This is a genomic window from Mycolicibacterium arcueilense (genome assembly GCF_058536225.1).
This window is the reverse complement of the sequence record NZ_JBZTYL010000005.1, coordinates 389,560-403,476: the sequence shown is the minus strand read 5'-3', so window position 1 is coordinate 403,476 and position 13,917 is coordinate 389,560. Positions and strand designations below refer to the sequence as shown.

Below are 13,917 nucleotides of genomic sequence, written 5' to 3'. Positions count from 1 at the left end.
GGGTCATCACCAGCGGCGAACGAGCAAGACCATCCTCACCCGAACCGGTTGAACACAATCAATGTCGGTGCGTCGGCGTACGGTACCGAACATGAGTTCGATACTGGTTTCCGAGAGGGACATCGAGCGGACGATCGTCGGCGATGCCCTCGAACATCTGAACGCCGCCTGCAAAGAGATCGACGCCCTGTCGGTGCATGCACTGACCCGCGCGGAGCTCCACGAGGTTTTGAGCCGGCTCGACGCCGGTGAGAAGCGGCTGGCGACTGCCCAGCAACGGCTACTCGGCCGGATGGTGGCCACCAAGACCGCGGCCCCGCCGCGGTTCGATCCGGCCGCCGTGCTGGCCCGGAGGCTTCGGATTTCACCGGCCGAGGCGCAACGGCGGATAGCTGAAACAGGCCAGCCTTCCGATTGAGTCCTCGGTGGCAACAGCACGGATAGCGGCCGTATCGACCTTGAGCGTCGGGCTCGTCATCGGCAGTTAGCGGAAGATTCCGGCCGGAACCGACGGATGGGTCTGATGCCAGAATTCCCACACCGGGTTGGTCGCGCCGACACTCGTCTCGATCAACGTCGGTTTCGAGCCGTCAGTCTGGAACAGCCCGTCAAATCGGTTCGACGCACCGCCGTTGGCGGCTGCCTCGCCCAGAGGGGTATCACTCAAGTCGATCTTGCTGCCGTCGGGCTCTTGAATCGTCGCGCTCAAGTAGGTCCACCCCTGTTCCGCATTGAACTTGGCCGGCGCGAGCTTGACGCGCTTTCCGAGTTCCTTGGCGGCGGCGGCCGTTGCGGTTTCGAGCATGGCGCTGCCCTCGGCAGAGGCCGGATCGACCGCATGCGGCCCTTGCGACGGCCCGGGGTCTGCCGAGGCGCATCCGGAAGCCATCATCGATGACGAAACCAGCAGTGCCGCCAGGCTCAGTTGAATGCCAACAGCCGAGCGCGATTTCCACAGAGCCATACCTCAAAGAATATTTGACGGCCGACCACGCTCCACGCATGACTTTCGCCGGCACCGGCCGGCAGGCTTCGGATTTCACGGACCGAAAGTTCGGCAGCTGCCACAGTGGGTATTCCACCCGCTGTGGCATTCGACATCACCCCCACCGCGGCGCAGCATGACCTGGCTCGACGCACCCACGAGTTCGCCGAACAGGTCATCCGACCGGTCGCTGCCGAGTACGACCAGCGCCAGGAGTTTCCGTGGCCGGTACTCGAGGAAGCCGCCACGCAAGGCTTCTACAGTCCGCTGTTTTATCGCGATCTGATCGGTGACCCCACCGGCCTGTCCCTGCCGATGTTCATGGAGGAACTGTTCTGGGGCTGCGCCGGGATCGGCCTGGCCATCGTCATGCCGGCACTCGCGCTGTCGGCGATCGGTCAGGCCGCCTCGCCGGAACAGATGTTGCGGTGGGCTCCCGAATGCTTCGGCGCCCCGGGGGACCTGAAGCTTGCCGCCCTGGCGATCTCAGAGCCCGAGGGCGGCAGCGATGTGCGCAACCTGCGCACCCACGCCGTCCGTAGCGGACCCGGAGCAGACGCGGACTGGATCATCAACGGCCACAAGATGTGGATCGGCAACGGCGGTATCGCCAATGTGCACGTGGTCAACGCAGTCGTCGACAAAGACCTCGGCCACAAGGGGCAGGCGTTGTTCATCGTCGAAGGTGGCACCCCGGGGTTGGAAACGGTGCGCAAACTCGACAAGCTCGGCTGCCGGGCCTCACACACCGCCGAGCTCAAGTTCAACAGTGTCCGGGTTCCTGCCGACCACCTGCTCGGCGGTCAGGACAAACTCGAGCACAAGCTGGCCCGGGCCCGCGAAGTCGTCGCAGGCGCCCCGAATTCCGGCTCGGCCACCCTCGGGACCTTCGAACAGACCCGGCCGATGGTGGCCGCACAGGCCCTCGGAATCGCCAGGGCGGCACTGGAATACGTCACCGAGTATGCGAATCGCCGGATCGCCTTCGGCGCCCCGATCATCGACAACCAGGGCATTGCGTTTCCACTCGCCGACCTGGCCACCCAGATCGATGCCGCCCGGTTGCTCACGTGGCGGGCATCCTGGATGGCCGCGACCGGGGTGCGGTTCGACCGCGGTGAGGGATCGATGTCGAAGCTGGCCGCGAGCGAGGTGGCAGTCCGCACCACCGAGCAGGCCATCCAGACCATGGGCGGCTGGGGCTACGTCACGGATCATCCCGTCGAGAAGTGGTACCGGGATGCCAAGCTGTACACGATCTTCGAGGGCACCAGCGAGATCCAGCGCATCGTCATCGCGCATGCTCTCGGGGCCGCCGACGGCAAACCCCCACTGCACGTCGACCTGGAGCCGTCCGGCGGCCCGTTGAACCGGTGGTTCGGACGCGGCACACCGCTGCGGACCCGAGCGGCCGGCGCCGCACTGTCGGCCAAGGACCATGTACCGGAGCCCGTCATGCGCCTCGCGATGAAGGCCCTACGCCCGCCGCGCAAGTGACCGGACGCCGGATAGATTCGACGTCCATGACCGTCACCGTCGACGAACTCGAAGTCGCTGACTCGCCGGGCGCCTGGACGCAGGCGGGATTCAGTGTTGATCCCGGCGGAGACGCCGGCCCGGTCTGCCGGGTCGGCGGGGTGCGCATCCGACTGGTCGGGCGGGACCGCGGCACCGGCATTGTCGGGTGGTCGTTGCGAGGCCTCCCGGCAGACGGCACCTTCGAAGACGTCGACGGCATCCCGACCGCACGGTCGATCACCGCCACCGCTCAGGCCGGCAGCCACACGAACGGTGTCACCGCGATCGATCACATCGTGTTGCTGACTGCCGACCTGGGCCGGACGATCGCCTCCATGGCCGCCATCGGCGAAAAACCGCGGCGGGAACGGGACACCGAACTCGGCGGACGACGGATGCGTCAGGTCTTCTTCCGCTTCGGAGAGGTCATCATCGAGGTCGTCGGTTCGCCGGAGACAGCGAGTGACGGCCCCTCGACGCTGTGGGGAATCACCTACACGGTGGCCGACATCGACGCGACGGCGGCGTTCTTCGGCGACCGCACCGGGCCGGTCAAGGACGCGGTCCAGCCCGGGCGCCGGATCACCACGCTGCGGCACCGCGACCTCGGCATGTCGGTGCACACCGCGGTGATCTCGACGACTCTGCGGGCTTGACGTGTGTCGGGGCGCCGGTCGCTCGATGCGGTTACCTATCCTCAGCGCATGACCGACGCCGGACAGATGAGTGACAACGTCGTTGTCGTCCACACCGACGGCGGGTGCCGGCCGAACCCGGGCCCCGGCGGCTGGGGTGCCGTGCTGCGCCACCGCGAGCATGTTCGCGAAATGTACGGCGGGGAACCCGGAACCACCAGCAACAACCGGATGGAGCTGATGGCGCCCATCATGGCGCTCGAGGCACTCACGAGGCCCGTGGTGGTGCATCTGCACACCGACAGCACCTATGTCCGCAACGGCATCACCAAGTGGGTGCTCGGCTGGCAACGCAATGGCTGGCTGACCGCCGCCAAGCAGCCGGTGAAGAACGTCGACCTCTGGCAGCGGCTGCAGGCCGCCTGCGCCCAGCACCAGGTCGAGTGGTTCTGGGTGAAGGGCCACTCGGGGATCGCCGACAACGAGTTGGCCGACGAACTCGCGACCCGGGGACTTCGGGAAGCGCTCGACGGTTCGGGCGATCTGGTTCACTGACGGCGGTCAAGACCCGGGATCGTTGCGAGCAGACTGTCGATCAGTTCGTCGGCCGTGGTGTGCCACTTGTCGGTGTGGAGCAGGCCACTGGTCTCCAGGCCGGAGGCACCGTGGGCGGCGGTCAGCAGAACGGCTGCATGACGATTCGCGTCCTCTTCTCCGACGGCAGCCGCGACGATGACGAGGAACTGGTCGCACATGCGTTGCGCCGCACACGCAATGACGTCGGGGTCGCTCAGCCCGGGACTGAACATCAACTGATAGAGGTACGGCCTCCGGCGGCTGAGGGTCACTACGACGAGTAACGCCGCGCGCAGCGTTTCCGCGGGCGAAAGCCCGGAATCGTGGTGCAGCGCCTGCATCTCGTCGCCGACGAACTCCCACCCCTCGGCAGCAACGGCGGTCAGCAGGGTCTCCTTGTCGGCGAAGTGACCGTAGGGTGCGCCACGGCTGACCCCCGCCCGTGCGCCGACTTCACGCAAGGTCACTGCGGGTGGCCCTCCCACATCCAGCAGTGCTGCCGCCTCGTCGAGCAGGGCCCGGCGAGTGGCAGCTGCCGTCTCGGTACGGGTCATGGACACCGCATCAACCCGCAACCGGAAGCGCGCCGAACACCGCGGGATTGCCGGTCTGAATGCGTGAAGTGAGCTTCAGCTTCGAGATCCGCCAACCATCGACCGTGCGGACGAATGTGTTCGTGTAGTACCCGTACACGGTCTGCTCGGTGCCGCCGTCGGCCGCTGCGTTGTGGTGGATGGCGCGCACATACGCCGCGACGGTCGCGTGGTTCTCACCCTCGACCGTGACCGCAAGGTTGGTGATCATGTGCTGGGTTGCGGTCAGCGTGCTCATCACCGGTGCGATCATCGCAACGAATTCGTCGGCGCCGAGCCGGGCCGGCGGAGTGCCGAAGACAGAGCTGTAGTCCGCCTCGACCTCGTCCGCGAAGCAGGTGCGGAACAGTTCCCAATCGCGCGAGTCGACCGCGGTCGCGTATCTGAGTTGCACGTCGCTGATCTCTTCGCGATCCAAGAGACGCTTCAGGCGCGCATCGGTCGCCCGTTCATGTGACATCGTCATACGAACAGCATGACCCATTCATGTGACAACGTCAACCGAAAGTCATGCCTCATCGACGAGATTCAGAAGGTCTGCTGGGGCGGTGGTCACTGCCGCGCTCCTCGACCATTCGCGGAAACAGAGGCGCTCCCCGCAGCGGGCGGTAGTCAGCGGCGGCAAGGGCGGCCGCGGCTGCCGACACCAGCGCCAGGACGAGGGCCGGCTGGCGGCCGGCGTGAGCGGGGAAGACGCCGAACAGCAGCCAGGCCAGCGTCACTGTGGTGATTACGCCAAGACCGTCAGTCGCGCCGATGATCGAAACATCCGGCCGGTTCAGGCCGATCTGTCCGCCGGTGATCGCGGTGGTCAACGCGCACGCAGCCAAGGCCACACAGAGCGGAAAAGTGAGCTTCCACAACCCCCACGCGATGCGATCGGCGTCCTGAACCTCGGCCCAGGGCAGCAACAATGCGACGACCATCAGGGCGCCGGCCGCGCCACAGACCAGCCGTCGAAGCAAATTGGTCATTTCGTCCTCCCAATCGTCATTCCAGTGATCGTCGAGGTCAGAGGTCGTGCTGTCGATTACCTGGAGGTAATGGAGCAGCGCACCTGATCCGGCTACAGTCGGTGCGAATGGCGACCACCAGCCCCACTCCTCAGGTCGGGCCGCTGCTGCGGGAGTGGCGGCAACGGCGTCGACTGACCCAGCTGTCGCTGGCACTCGACGCGGGTGTGTCGGCGCGTCATCTGAGCTTCGTCGAGACCGGCCGCTCCAAGCCCGGGCGAGACATGCTGCTGCGGCTCGGAGAGCGGCTGGAATTACCGTTCCGCGAACGCAACCGGCTGCTGCTCGCCGCGGGACACGCTCCGGCATTTCCCGAGCACCCGTTCGGCGCACCTGAACTCGCCCCGATCCGCGAGGCGTTGGAGCGGATTCTGAAAAGTCACGAGCCGTATCCGGCAGTCGTCTTCGACCGCAATTGGAACCTGGTCGCCGCCAATGCCGCCGTACAGCCACTCATCGCGACCATCGACCCAGCCCTGCTGAACCCGCCCGTCAACGTCCTCCGCATCGCCCTGGAGTTGGTTCCGCAGATCATCAATGCCCGCGACGTCATGGTCTACTTTCGTGATCGCATTCAGCGCCAGCTCGCCGTCACCGCCGACCAACAGCTCGTGCAACTCCTGAAGGAGTTCGAGACCTACCTGCCGGACGAAGACCACAGTGCAGCAAGCGAATCCGACTTCGCACAGAACCTTGGTCCGGTCAGAGTCCGGGCACCAGACGGCGGCGAGTGGTCGTTCTTCGGCATGTTCGGCACCTTCGACATGCCGTTCGAAGTCACGATTTCCGAATTGGCCATCGAGTTGCTCTTTCCGGCCGATCGCACGACCGCGGATGCGTTCGAATCGCTGGCTCGATGACGCCAAGAGAGTTCCCGCATCATTCCCAGACCACCTCGTCCGGCGTCTTGTCGGGCCGCAGCCCGCGCCAACTGGGCTGGCGCAGTCGGTGGTCGCTGGTGCGCTCGCTGTAACGCACCTCGCCGACCAGCTCGGCCCGCACGAACGTGACTCCTCTGGCGTCGAGCTTCGGCAACGGCTTGTCGAACGGCGAGTCCTCGGTGTGCAGCGGGGCCAACATGCCTTTCAGCTTGGCCAGTTCCTTCTCGGTGAACCCGGTGCCGACGCGGCCGGCGAACTGCAGCCCGTCAGGGCCGGGGACGCCGAGCAGCAGCGCCCCGATTCCACTACTGCGACCGCCCTCCCCCTGGCGCCAGCCACCGATCACCACCTCCTGGGTGTTCCAGATCTTGTCCTTGATCCAGGAGGCCGACCGCCGGCCCGGCTGATAGGTCGAGTCCCGCTTCTTGGCAACGACCCCTTCGAACCGGTGCTCACGGGCATGTTCCATGGCCTCGGGACCGTCGCCGGGCAGCGGCTCGGGCACGATCAGGCCGCCGCCGGCGGCCAACGCCTCCAACACCTTTCGCCGGTCGGAGTACTTGGCGCGCAGCAGGGACCGGCCGTCGAGCCACAGGACGTCGAAGGCCCAGAATTCCACTCGGGTGGAGCGGGCCCGGTTCTGCATCTCGCCGAAGCTGGGCACCCCGGAGTCGTCGAGAGCCACCACCTCGCCGTCGAGCACCACGTGGTGGTCGGCGAGATCGGCGGCCAGCGCTTCCAATTGCGGGTATTCGCCGGTGACGTCACGTCCGCGGCGGGAACGCAGTTGCAGGCGGCCGTGATCGGCGTCCACCAGCAGCCGGTAGCCGTCCCATTTGCCCTCGAAGGCCCACGGGCCGGCCTTGAGTTTGGCCACTGAACCCTCGGTGGCCAGCATCGGCGCGAAGTCCTTCGGTTCGGGCATCGCCGACTTCTGGTCCTTCATCCGGTGCGCCAGCCAGTTCTTGCCCTCGGTCTGGATCAGCGCGTACCGGCCGTCGATGCGGTTGCCGCTGAGGGTGAAGATGACCTCACCGTTGCGGGCCTCGGGATCGTCGCTGACCCTGAACTTCTCCGCCTCGTAGGTGCCGGTGTCCCAGATGACCATGTTCCCGGCGCCGTACTCCCCCTTGGGGATCGAGCCGTGGAAGGTGAGGTACTCGATCGGGTGGTCTTCGGTATGCACGGCTAGGTGATTCACCGCGGTGGTGTCGGGCAGATTCTTGGGCACGGCCCAACTCACCAGCACGCCATCGCGTTCCAACCGCAGGTCGTAATGCAACCGCCGGGCGTGGTGTTCCTGGATCACGAACCGGTCGTTGTTTCCGGTCGCCGGGAGATCCCGAGGCACCGGCTCGGGCGTCTTACCCGCATCGCGCATGCTGCGGTAGGTGGTGAGTTTGTCGATCCGGGGTGCGTCCTCGTCGAGCCCGGCCAGCAGGTCACCGTCATCGGAAACCCGTTGCAGCACTTCGTCTAATCGCAGGTGGCCCAGATCAGGGTTGGCGATCTCGTCCCAGGTGCGGGGCGCGGCAACGGTCGGGTGCTCACGCCCGCGCAGCGAGTACGGAGCGATCGTGGTCTTGGCCCCGTTGTTCTGGCTCCAGTCCAGAAATATCTTCTGCGTCCGCACACTGCGGGTCATGGTGGCGGTGACCAGCGTCGGCATCGACTGCTCGAGTTGTTGGGCCACCCGCTTGGCCAGGACCGAGGCGCCACGGGAGCTGATCGGCTCGGCCAGAGGCACATACAGGTGCAGACCCTTGCTGCCGCTGGTGAGCGGATACGTCGTCAGCCCGATATCCCCCATGAGTTCGCGCACCGCCTGGGCCACCTCGCACAGCTGCGGCATGGTGACGCCCTCACCCGGATCGAGGTCGAACACGATGCGGGTGGCCGGGCCCTGACTGCCGTCGGCGGCGAACCGCCATTGCGGCACATGCACTTCCAGCGCAGCCTGCTGGGCGATCCAGGCCAGCCCCTCGCGGGTGTTGACGATCGGATAGGTCGTGGTGCCGGACTTGTGCGCGATGCTGCCGCGCTCCAGCCAACTCGGCGCCGAAGACGCCAGCTGCTTTTCGAAGAACGACGACGCTGCCACCCCGTTCGGCCAACGCTTTCGGGTCACCGGGCGGCCGGCCATGTGGGGAAGCATCACCTCGGCGATGCTCAGGTAATAGTCGAACACCTCGGCTTTGGTGGTGCCGGTGGCGGGATAGAGCACCTTGTCGGGGTTCGTCAGCCGAACCCGCTCATAGCGCTCCATCTTCCCAACCTATACGCGGACATCAAGAATCAAATGCCGATCCGAGGCCACATGTTTCCCGGTCACCGCTAGATATCGACGGCCATACAATGATCCCGATCGACGTGCCGCGCGGGACGTGAAGTTCGGGCGCGGACGCGACCTTGGGGGAAGGCCGAGATGAATCGACGTAGTTCCGTTGTAGCCCTGATCCTCACCATCCTGGTCTTCGCGAACGCCTTGATCGCGGCACCGGCGGCGTATGCCCTCACGACGAAGATGGACATTTGTCCGGAGCTTCTCGCTGCCGAAGACAGCCATGATCAGCGCAGAAGTCAGCACAACAGTTACCAGCCCAATCCTCTCGACCACGCGGCCGTTGACGCCTACAACGCTGAAGCCGAGGCGCAGAACGCCGAGCGGGCGGTGCTTCAGCAACGCGATCGCGGATGCGTCGAGGCCGTCCGCCTGATCAACGAGGCAAATCCGGGCGGTCCGGCATTCGCAGCACCCAGTCCGGCAAAGTTACGAGACGTCGAAACCCAACGACAAGGTGTCGCGCAGTCCGGATGGAGCCCAGGCCCCCTGCCCGGAGTCAAAGACATGGATCGGGCGCGCCACCTGGTGCCCAAAGAACTTTCCGGGTTGCACAGGGAAATCCGTAAAGACAACCCACCCTCGGCAAAAGAGATCGGCGACATGCCCCTCAACGGGACGCCTCGTCCGGGAGGAACAGATACAAATCGGGCCTACCCGGACCAAACATATGGGTTCCACGCAGACGGCAAGACACCAAAGGTTTCGGCTGATCACATTGTTCCACTCGCCGCCCTCATCCAGATGCCCGGCTTCAAAGACCTGAATGCCCGCAACATGATGATCGTTGCGACCACTCCGGCAAACCTGCAATGGATGGGTAGCGGCCCAAATTCGGGCAAGAGTTCAGGCAGTCCTCTCCGGCTCCTGCCGAAAGCCGATTCCGCCTGGGTCGGTCAACAGATAACGCTGCAAACCCAAAAGATGACCGACATGCAGAACCTGATAAATGCGCTCCTGGTGAGCCAGGGCACGTAGGAGGTCACAGTGGCAGAATATGAAGTCGGCGATATCCTCGCCGAGATCGGCGGCGGGGAGGCCACCTGGACCCCGGTCGGGGCACAAGCACCGGAACTGGCAGACATACCGCAGAACTGGCGACCGATCGCATCCGCCGACACTTCATCGGAAAGATGTCGCCACGCCCTGTCCTTGTGGGGCTCGGATTTCAGCGACCTGCTTCCCGGTTTTGCCCGACGATTTCGGGACGAACTCTCGGATGTCAGGGTCTTTCGCCGGCAATCGGGCGGTTTGGTCGAAAACGTCCTCATTTATGTGGCAGGTCAAGCCCGAGATGGCTTTCCAGCACTGTGGCTCGGCTGGGATCCGGCCACCCTCGGGCAGCCCATGGCAGAATTCTTCGATTGCTTTCCCGCTGCCGTACAGACGTTCCTGCGCGAGGTGCATCCGGGATTTACCGCCCAGGATCGGGAGTCTTATGGAATCAAGCGCCCAGATGCCTGGGAGAGTTTGGAAGGATATGACTGGTTTCCGAGCGAGAGTTTCGACGAGATCGAGTCCCAACCCTCGCAGATCATGTGGTTCACGAAGGATTCAGGGCAGCTGTATTACTGCGTGAACAGCCGCCTCCCCGGGAAGGTGACCCTCGCCTATGAAGGCAATTTTGATCCGCCCGGCGAATTCGGCGCGGAACTCGACGAGCTCCTGATGCGTCGCTGGGACGAGCAATGACGACGCCTCCGTCACAACCGCCGCCCTGGCCGCCATTTCAGCAGCCACAATGGCCGCCATCTCAACCGCCCAATGTGCCTTACGCGCAACCGCCGTACATGCAGGCCGCCCAACCGCCGGTGAAGAAGTCCCGCACCGGATGGTGGATCGCCTTGACCGTGGTGGTCACGTTGCTCGTCGCCGGAGGGGTGCTGGCGTACTTCACACTCGCAGGCGGACCGAATTCGACGGAACAGGAGATCCGTTCCAGAGCAATCAGTTTCGCCGAGGCGGTCGATACGGACGATCAGCGCAAGGTTCTGGACATGATGTGCGCGGAGGAGGCTGAGGAGCTCCTGCAGCTCGACACTTGGGACCCATTGGGCCCCCAGTCCCCTGACCCGTCAAGAAAGAAGCCGATCGACATCACCGACGTGACTGTTCGTGGGGACGTCGCGCAGGCCGAGTTCACCCGATCCGATCCTCCCCTGAAGGGCGCGCTGTACTTCCAGAAAGAGGACGGGACGTGGAAGCTGTGCGACAGCGTCTCGAAGCAGTTCGGCGATGAACCAGGCTGAGGTGCCGCCAAGATGTGAACATGGGCTGATGTCGCTGAACACCGCAGTCCTCCGGTCGGCCATCGCTGTGTCGATTGCGACGGCCGTTCTGACCAGCCCGGTACCCGCGGCATCAGCCGACCCGTGCTCGGATGTCGAGGTGGTCTTCGCGCGCGGCACCGGTGAGGCGCCCGGGATCGGCCGGGTGGGCCAGGCGCTCGTCGACCAACTCGGGCCGAGGATCGCGCCGCGAAGCCTGGGCGTGTACGGGGTGAATTATCCGGCCGGGCTCAACTTCCTGACCACCGCAGTCGGTGCGAACGACGCCGCCGGACACATCGCCTGGCTGGCCGACCAATGTCCCGGGACCCAGGTGGTGCTCGGTGGATTCTCGCAAGGCGCGGCGGCCGTCTCGATGTTGGCGGGCGTACCGCCGATCGGTGACCGGATCGGCACGATCGGCTCGGCTCCCGCGTTGCCGCCCGAGAGCGCCGACCGCGTCGCCGCGGTCGCGGTGTTCGGCAATCCCGGCAACCGGTTCGGCACTCCGCTGTCCGGTACCGGCCAATTCGCGGGTCGGGCCATCGACCTGTGCAGCCCGGGCGATCCGATCTGTGTCGAGGGTGGGCGTCTGCGCGCGGCACACAGCGCATACGAGCTTCCGCCGTACCCGGACCAGGCGGCGGGGTTCATAGCCGGACGGCTGTAGCCGAACCCACCTACCATGGAGCCATGAGCCGGGCTCTGGTCATCGGCGAGGCACTGATCGACATCGTCGAACGGGATGGCAGCGTCGTCGGAGAATACGTCGGCGGCAGCCCACTCAACGTTGCCGTCGGCCTCGGCCGGCTCGGCCGCGGCGTCGACTTCCTCACCCACATCGCCCACGACGACCACGGCAAGCGCATCGTCGAGTATGTGGAAAGCTCTGGAGTACAACTTGTTTCGGGTAGCACCGGCGCCGGCCGGACACCCACGGCAATGGCCACGCTGACCGCCGCAGGATCGGCCCACTACCAATTCGACATCGACTGGCAGCTGGCCGGCACACCCGAGGTGGCGACCCCGCTGCTGGTGCACACCGGTTCGATCGCGACCGTGCTGGAACCGGGGTGCCGCGCCACCGCCGCACTGCTCGATGCGTATCGGATGTCGGCGACGCTCACTTTCGATCCGAATGTCCGCCCGGGGGTGATCCGTGACGACGACATCGCGCGGGGGCGCATCGACCGGCTCGTCGAACGCGTCGACATCGTCAAGACGTCCGAGGAAGATCTGCGCTGGCTGGACCCCCGGCACTCCCCGGAGCAGATCGCGCGGGCCTGGCTCGAGGTCGGCCCGTCGATCGTCACGGTGACGTCGGGCGAGCGTGGCGCGTTCGCCGTGTGCCGGGCCGGCTCGGTGTCGGTCCCGGCGCGATCGGTGCAGGTGGTCGACACCGTCGGGGCCGGCGACGCCTTCATGACGGGTCTGCTCGACGCGGTGTGGTCGTTGGGGCTGCTCGGCGCGGACCGCCGGCGCGACCTGTCTCGGATCGGCACCGAGGCCCTCGAGGGTGTCCTGAGGTCCGCGGCGCTGTCGGCGGCGTTGACGGTGGCCCGGCCCGGCGCCGACCTGCCGGATCGAGCGGCGCGAGACGCCGCAGCGCAGTCCTGAGCGCGCTCACGGCCGACGGATCGCGTCCGTGATGAGCTCAGCCACGACGTCGGCCTGCGTCTCGGGCAGACGCGAGTATCCGCACACCAGGCCGCGGGCGGCGGGAACGTCGGAGAAGCCCGAAAAGAACCCAGACAGGGGCGGTACCGTGACACCCCGGTCATGCAGCGTTGCGGCGACCGCGCAGTCGTCGGCCCCGTCGGGCAGCCGCACCACCAGGTGCAGACCCGCCTCGACGCCCTCCAGGCGGATGCCGGCACAGCGCCGTCGGAGCGCATTGACGAGCGCCGACCGCCGTGCCGAGTACGTGCGCGCCGCCCTGGCGAGGTGCCGAGTCAGCGCACCCGACTCGATGAACCGGGCCAACGCCAGAGTGGTTACGGTACAGACGGATTCACCGCTGGCTTCCAGCGCGTCGGCGATGGCATCGTGCAGCCTCGGCGGCGGCAGCAGCCAGGCCACCCGCAGTGCGGGTGTGAGAACCTTCGACGCCGTCCCGACGTAGGCCACGCGATCGCGCCCGCCGTCGATGCCCCGCAATGCGGGCAACGCGGATACGTCGTAGCGGAACTCCCCGTCATAGTCGTCCTCGATGAGCAGGCTGCCGGTCCGGGCGGCCCACTGCACCAGCCGGGCGCGGCGCGTCACCGGTAGCCGCGCCCCGAGCGGATACTGGTGTGCCGGAGTGCAATACACCGCCGCATCGGAACCGCGCAGTGATGCCGGGTCGAGACCGTCAGCGTCGACCGCCACGGGACGCGTTCGGGCGCCCGACATCTCGAAGACCCGCCTTGCCTCGTCGTAACCGGGCTCCTCGAACGCGATGTCGCACCCGGCCAGCCCTGCTGCCGCGGTGACGGTCCGCAACGCCGAGACCACGCCGGGCACGATGATCAGCTCGCTCGGGTCGGCAACTATTCCGCGGGTGCGACGCAGATGCCCGGCCAGGGCGTGGCGCAGCTCGGCATGCCCGTGCGGCCCCGCGGCCGCGGAGGGTATCGGCGCAACAGCGGCAGTCCGCCAGGCGCGGCGCCAGTCGCTGGTCGAGATCAGGCCCGGGTCAGGATGGCCGGGCATGAGATCCCACACCGGTGGCCGCTCTCGCGGGGCACTCCGCACTGCGGGCATGACGCCGCTCGAGGTGACATGGGAGGCCGCACCGGCGTGGGCTGCGACATCTGCCCCGGCAGCGATCCGCGTCCCCGATCCGAGCTGGGCGGTGGCGTACCCGGCCGCGGCGAGCTCGTCGTACGCGTCGACCACCGACGAGCGGGCCACCCCGAGTTCGGCAGCCAGACTGCGGGTCGAGGGCAGCGCGTCGCCGGGTCCGAGCCGGCCCAGCCTGATCTGCTCGATGACGGCCGCCGCGATGCGCTGTCGCAGCGGGGAGTCGTCGGCAGGAAGCTGCAACGCCAAGTGCAGCTCGGGAGCGTGACGCGCCATGCGAGCCACAATAGTGGTCTGTAGATATCCACAGGTTCTGGATCTTCT

Annotated in this window: 16 protein-coding genes; 10 read left to right on the top strand and 6 right to left on the bottom strand. The window is 66.3% G+C overall.

Annotated features, from left to right (window positions below):
- The first annotated feature begins 91 nt into the window (after positions 1-91).
- Positions 92-418 (top strand): hypothetical protein, encoded by a 327-nt coding sequence (locus AC4LGL_RS03020; RefSeq protein ID WP_491837546.1) that lies wholly within the window; start codon positions 92-94, stop codon positions 416-418.
- 66 nt (positions 419-484) lie between these two features.
- Here the strand turns inward: AC4LGL_RS03020 and AC4LGL_RS03015 are convergent, their stop codons facing one another.
- A complete protein-coding gene (locus AC4LGL_RS03015; protein WP_491837545.1) occupies positions 485-964 on the bottom strand; it encodes a hypothetical protein in 480 nt (159 codons plus the stop codon).
- A gap of 123 nt (positions 965-1,087) precedes the next feature.
- On the opposite strand from AC4LGL_RS03015, the gene AC4LGL_RS03010 reads away from it, so the two are divergent.
- From AC4LGL_RS03010 to rnhA, 3 genes are all read left to right on the top strand, one after another.
- Positions 1,088-2,482 carry an acyl-CoA dehydrogenase family protein gene (locus tag AC4LGL_RS03010; RefSeq protein WP_491837569.1) on the top strand — a complete coding sequence of 465 codons (1,395 nt, stop codon included), beginning with the start codon at positions 1,088-1,090 and terminating at the stop codon, positions 2,480-2,482.
- A 26-nt stretch (positions 2,483-2,508) separates the two neighbouring features.
- A complete protein-coding gene (locus AC4LGL_RS03005) occupies positions 2,509-3,159 on the top strand; it encodes a VOC family protein (RefSeq protein WP_491837544.1) in 651 nt (216 codons plus the stop codon).
- Positions 3,160-3,225: 66 nt separating this feature from the next.
- On the top strand, positions 3,226-3,693 hold the full coding sequence (gene rnhA / locus AC4LGL_RS03000) for a ribonuclease HI (RefSeq protein ID WP_055120690.1): 468 nt from the start codon (positions 3,226-3,228) through the stop codon (positions 3,691-3,693).
- Here rnhA and AC4LGL_RS02995 read toward each other — a convergent pair.
- From AC4LGL_RS02995 to AC4LGL_RS02985, 3 genes are read right to left on the bottom strand one after another with little or no spacing between them, the layout of a single operon-like run.
- The gene (locus tag AC4LGL_RS02995) at positions 3,687-4,268 is read right to left on the bottom strand and encodes a TetR/AcrR family transcriptional regulator (protein ID WP_491837543.1); all 582 of its coding nucleotides are present in this window, start codon (positions 4,266-4,268) and stop codon (positions 3,687-3,689) included. The two genes, rnhA and AC4LGL_RS02995, sit on opposite strands and share 7 nt — an antisense overlap.
- A 10-nt stretch (positions 4,269-4,278) precedes the next feature.
- Complete coding sequence (locus AC4LGL_RS02990) at positions 4,279-4,773, bottom strand: nuclear transport factor 2 family protein (protein WP_491837542.1); 495 nt, start codon at positions 4,771-4,773, stop codon at positions 4,279-4,281.
- A gap of 49 nt (positions 4,774-4,822) precedes the next feature.
- A complete protein-coding gene (locus AC4LGL_RS02985; protein ID WP_491837541.1) occupies positions 4,823-5,281 on the bottom strand; it encodes a hypothetical protein in 459 nt (152 codons plus the stop codon).
- A gap of 107 nt (positions 5,282-5,388) precedes the next feature.
- On the opposite strand from AC4LGL_RS02985, the gene AC4LGL_RS02980 reads away from it, so the two are divergent.
- Entirely contained in the window at positions 5,389-6,180 is a 792-nt protein-coding gene (locus tag AC4LGL_RS02980) for a helix-turn-helix domain-containing protein (RefSeq protein ID WP_491837540.1), read from the top strand.
- A 19-nt stretch (positions 6,181-6,199) separates the two neighbouring features.
- Here AC4LGL_RS02980 and AC4LGL_RS02975 read toward each other — a convergent pair whose 3' ends face one another.
- Entirely contained in the window at positions 6,200-8,467 is a 2,268-nt protein-coding gene (locus AC4LGL_RS02975) for an ATP-dependent DNA ligase (protein ID WP_491837539.1), read from the bottom strand.
- Between the two features lie 159 nt (positions 8,468-8,626).
- On the opposite strand from AC4LGL_RS02975, the gene AC4LGL_RS02970 reads away from it, so the two are divergent.
- The 5 genes from AC4LGL_RS02970 to AC4LGL_RS02950 all read left to right on the top strand — a co-directional run bounded on the left by AC4LGL_RS02970 (position 8,627) and on the right by AC4LGL_RS02950 (position 12,426).
- Positions 8,627-9,520 carry a hypothetical protein gene (locus AC4LGL_RS02970; RefSeq protein ID WP_491837538.1) on the top strand — a complete coding sequence of 298 codons (894 nt, stop codon included), beginning with the start codon at positions 8,627-8,629 and terminating at the stop codon, positions 9,518-9,520.
- A 9-nt stretch (positions 9,521-9,529) separates the two neighbouring features.
- Positions 9,530-10,234 (top strand): hypothetical protein, encoded by a 705-nt coding sequence (locus AC4LGL_RS02965; protein WP_491837537.1) that lies wholly within the window; start codon positions 9,530-9,532, stop codon positions 10,232-10,234.
- Between the two features lie 74 nt (positions 10,235-10,308).
- Entirely contained in the window at positions 10,309-10,791 is a 483-nt protein-coding gene (locus AC4LGL_RS02960; RefSeq protein WP_491837536.1) for an Rv0361 family membrane protein, read from the top strand.
- A 28-nt stretch (positions 10,792-10,819) separates the two neighbouring features.
- Positions 10,820-11,479, top strand: coding sequence for a cutinase family protein (locus AC4LGL_RS02955; protein WP_491837535.1), 660 nt, complete (start codon positions 10,820-10,822; stop codon positions 11,477-11,479).
- Positions 11,480-11,502: 23 nt separating this feature from the next.
- Positions 11,503-12,426, top strand: coding sequence for a carbohydrate kinase family protein (locus AC4LGL_RS02950; RefSeq protein WP_491837534.1), 924 nt, complete (start codon positions 11,503-11,505; stop codon positions 12,424-12,426).
- A gap of 6 nt (positions 12,427-12,432) precedes the next feature.
- On the opposite strand, the gene pdxR is transcribed toward AC4LGL_RS02950, so the two are convergent.
- Positions 12,433-13,869 carry a MocR-like pyridoxine biosynthesis transcription factor PdxR gene (pdxR, locus tag AC4LGL_RS02945; RefSeq protein WP_491837533.1) on the bottom strand — a complete coding sequence of 479 codons (1,437 nt, stop codon included), beginning with the start codon at positions 13,867-13,869 and terminating at the stop codon, positions 12,433-12,435.
- Positions 13,870-13,917: the final 48 nt, after the last annotated feature.

Excerpts from the sequence above, each read along its gene's own strand:
- AC4LGL_RS02990 (WP_491837542.1), bottom strand. The coding sequence starts at position 4,773 with ATGACGATGTCACATGAACGGGCGACCGATGCGCGCCTGAAGCGTCTC.
- pdxR (WP_491837533.1), bottom strand. The coding sequence starts at position 13,869 with ATGGCGCGTCACGCTCCCGAGCTGCACTTGGCGTTGCAGCTTCCTGCC.
- rnhA (WP_055120690.1), top strand. The coding sequence starts at position 3,226 with ATGAGTGACAACGTCGTTGTCGTCCACACCGACGGCGGGTGCCGGCCG.
- AC4LGL_RS02955 (WP_491837535.1), top strand. The coding sequence starts at position 10,820 with ATGTCGCTGAACACCGCAGTCCTCCGGTCGGCCATCGCTGTGTCGATT.
- AC4LGL_RS03015 (WP_491837545.1), bottom strand. The coding sequence starts at position 964 with ATGGCTCTGTGGAAATCGCGCTCGGCTGTTGGCATTCAACTGAGCCTG.
- AC4LGL_RS02980 (WP_491837540.1), top strand. The coding sequence starts at position 5,389 with ATGGCGACCACCAGCCCCACTCCTCAGGTCGGGCCGCTGCTGCGGGAG.
- AC4LGL_RS02975 (WP_491837539.1), bottom strand. The coding sequence starts at position 8,467 with ATGGAGCGCTATGAGCGGGTTCGGCTGACGAACCCCGACAAGGTGCTC.
- AC4LGL_RS02950 (WP_491837534.1), top strand. The coding sequence starts at position 11,503 with ATGAGCCGGGCTCTGGTCATCGGCGAGGCACTGATCGACATCGTCGAA.
- AC4LGL_RS02970 (WP_491837538.1), top strand. The coding sequence starts at position 8,627 with ATGAATCGACGTAGTTCCGTTGTAGCCCTGATCCTCACCATCCTGGTC.
- AC4LGL_RS02995 (WP_491837543.1), bottom strand. The coding sequence starts at position 4,268 with ATGACCCGTACCGAGACGGCAGCTGCCACTCGCCGGGCCCTGCTCGAC.
- AC4LGL_RS03020 (WP_491837546.1), top strand. The coding sequence starts at position 92 with ATGAGTTCGATACTGGTTTCCGAGAGGGACATCGAGCGGACGATCGTC.
- AC4LGL_RS03005 (WP_491837544.1), top strand. The coding sequence starts at position 2,509 with ATGACCGTCACCGTCGACGAACTCGAAGTCGCTGACTCGCCGGGCGCC.
- AC4LGL_RS02985 (WP_491837541.1), bottom strand. The coding sequence starts at position 5,281 with ATGACCAATTTGCTTCGACGGCTGGTCTGTGGCGCGGCCGGCGCCCTG.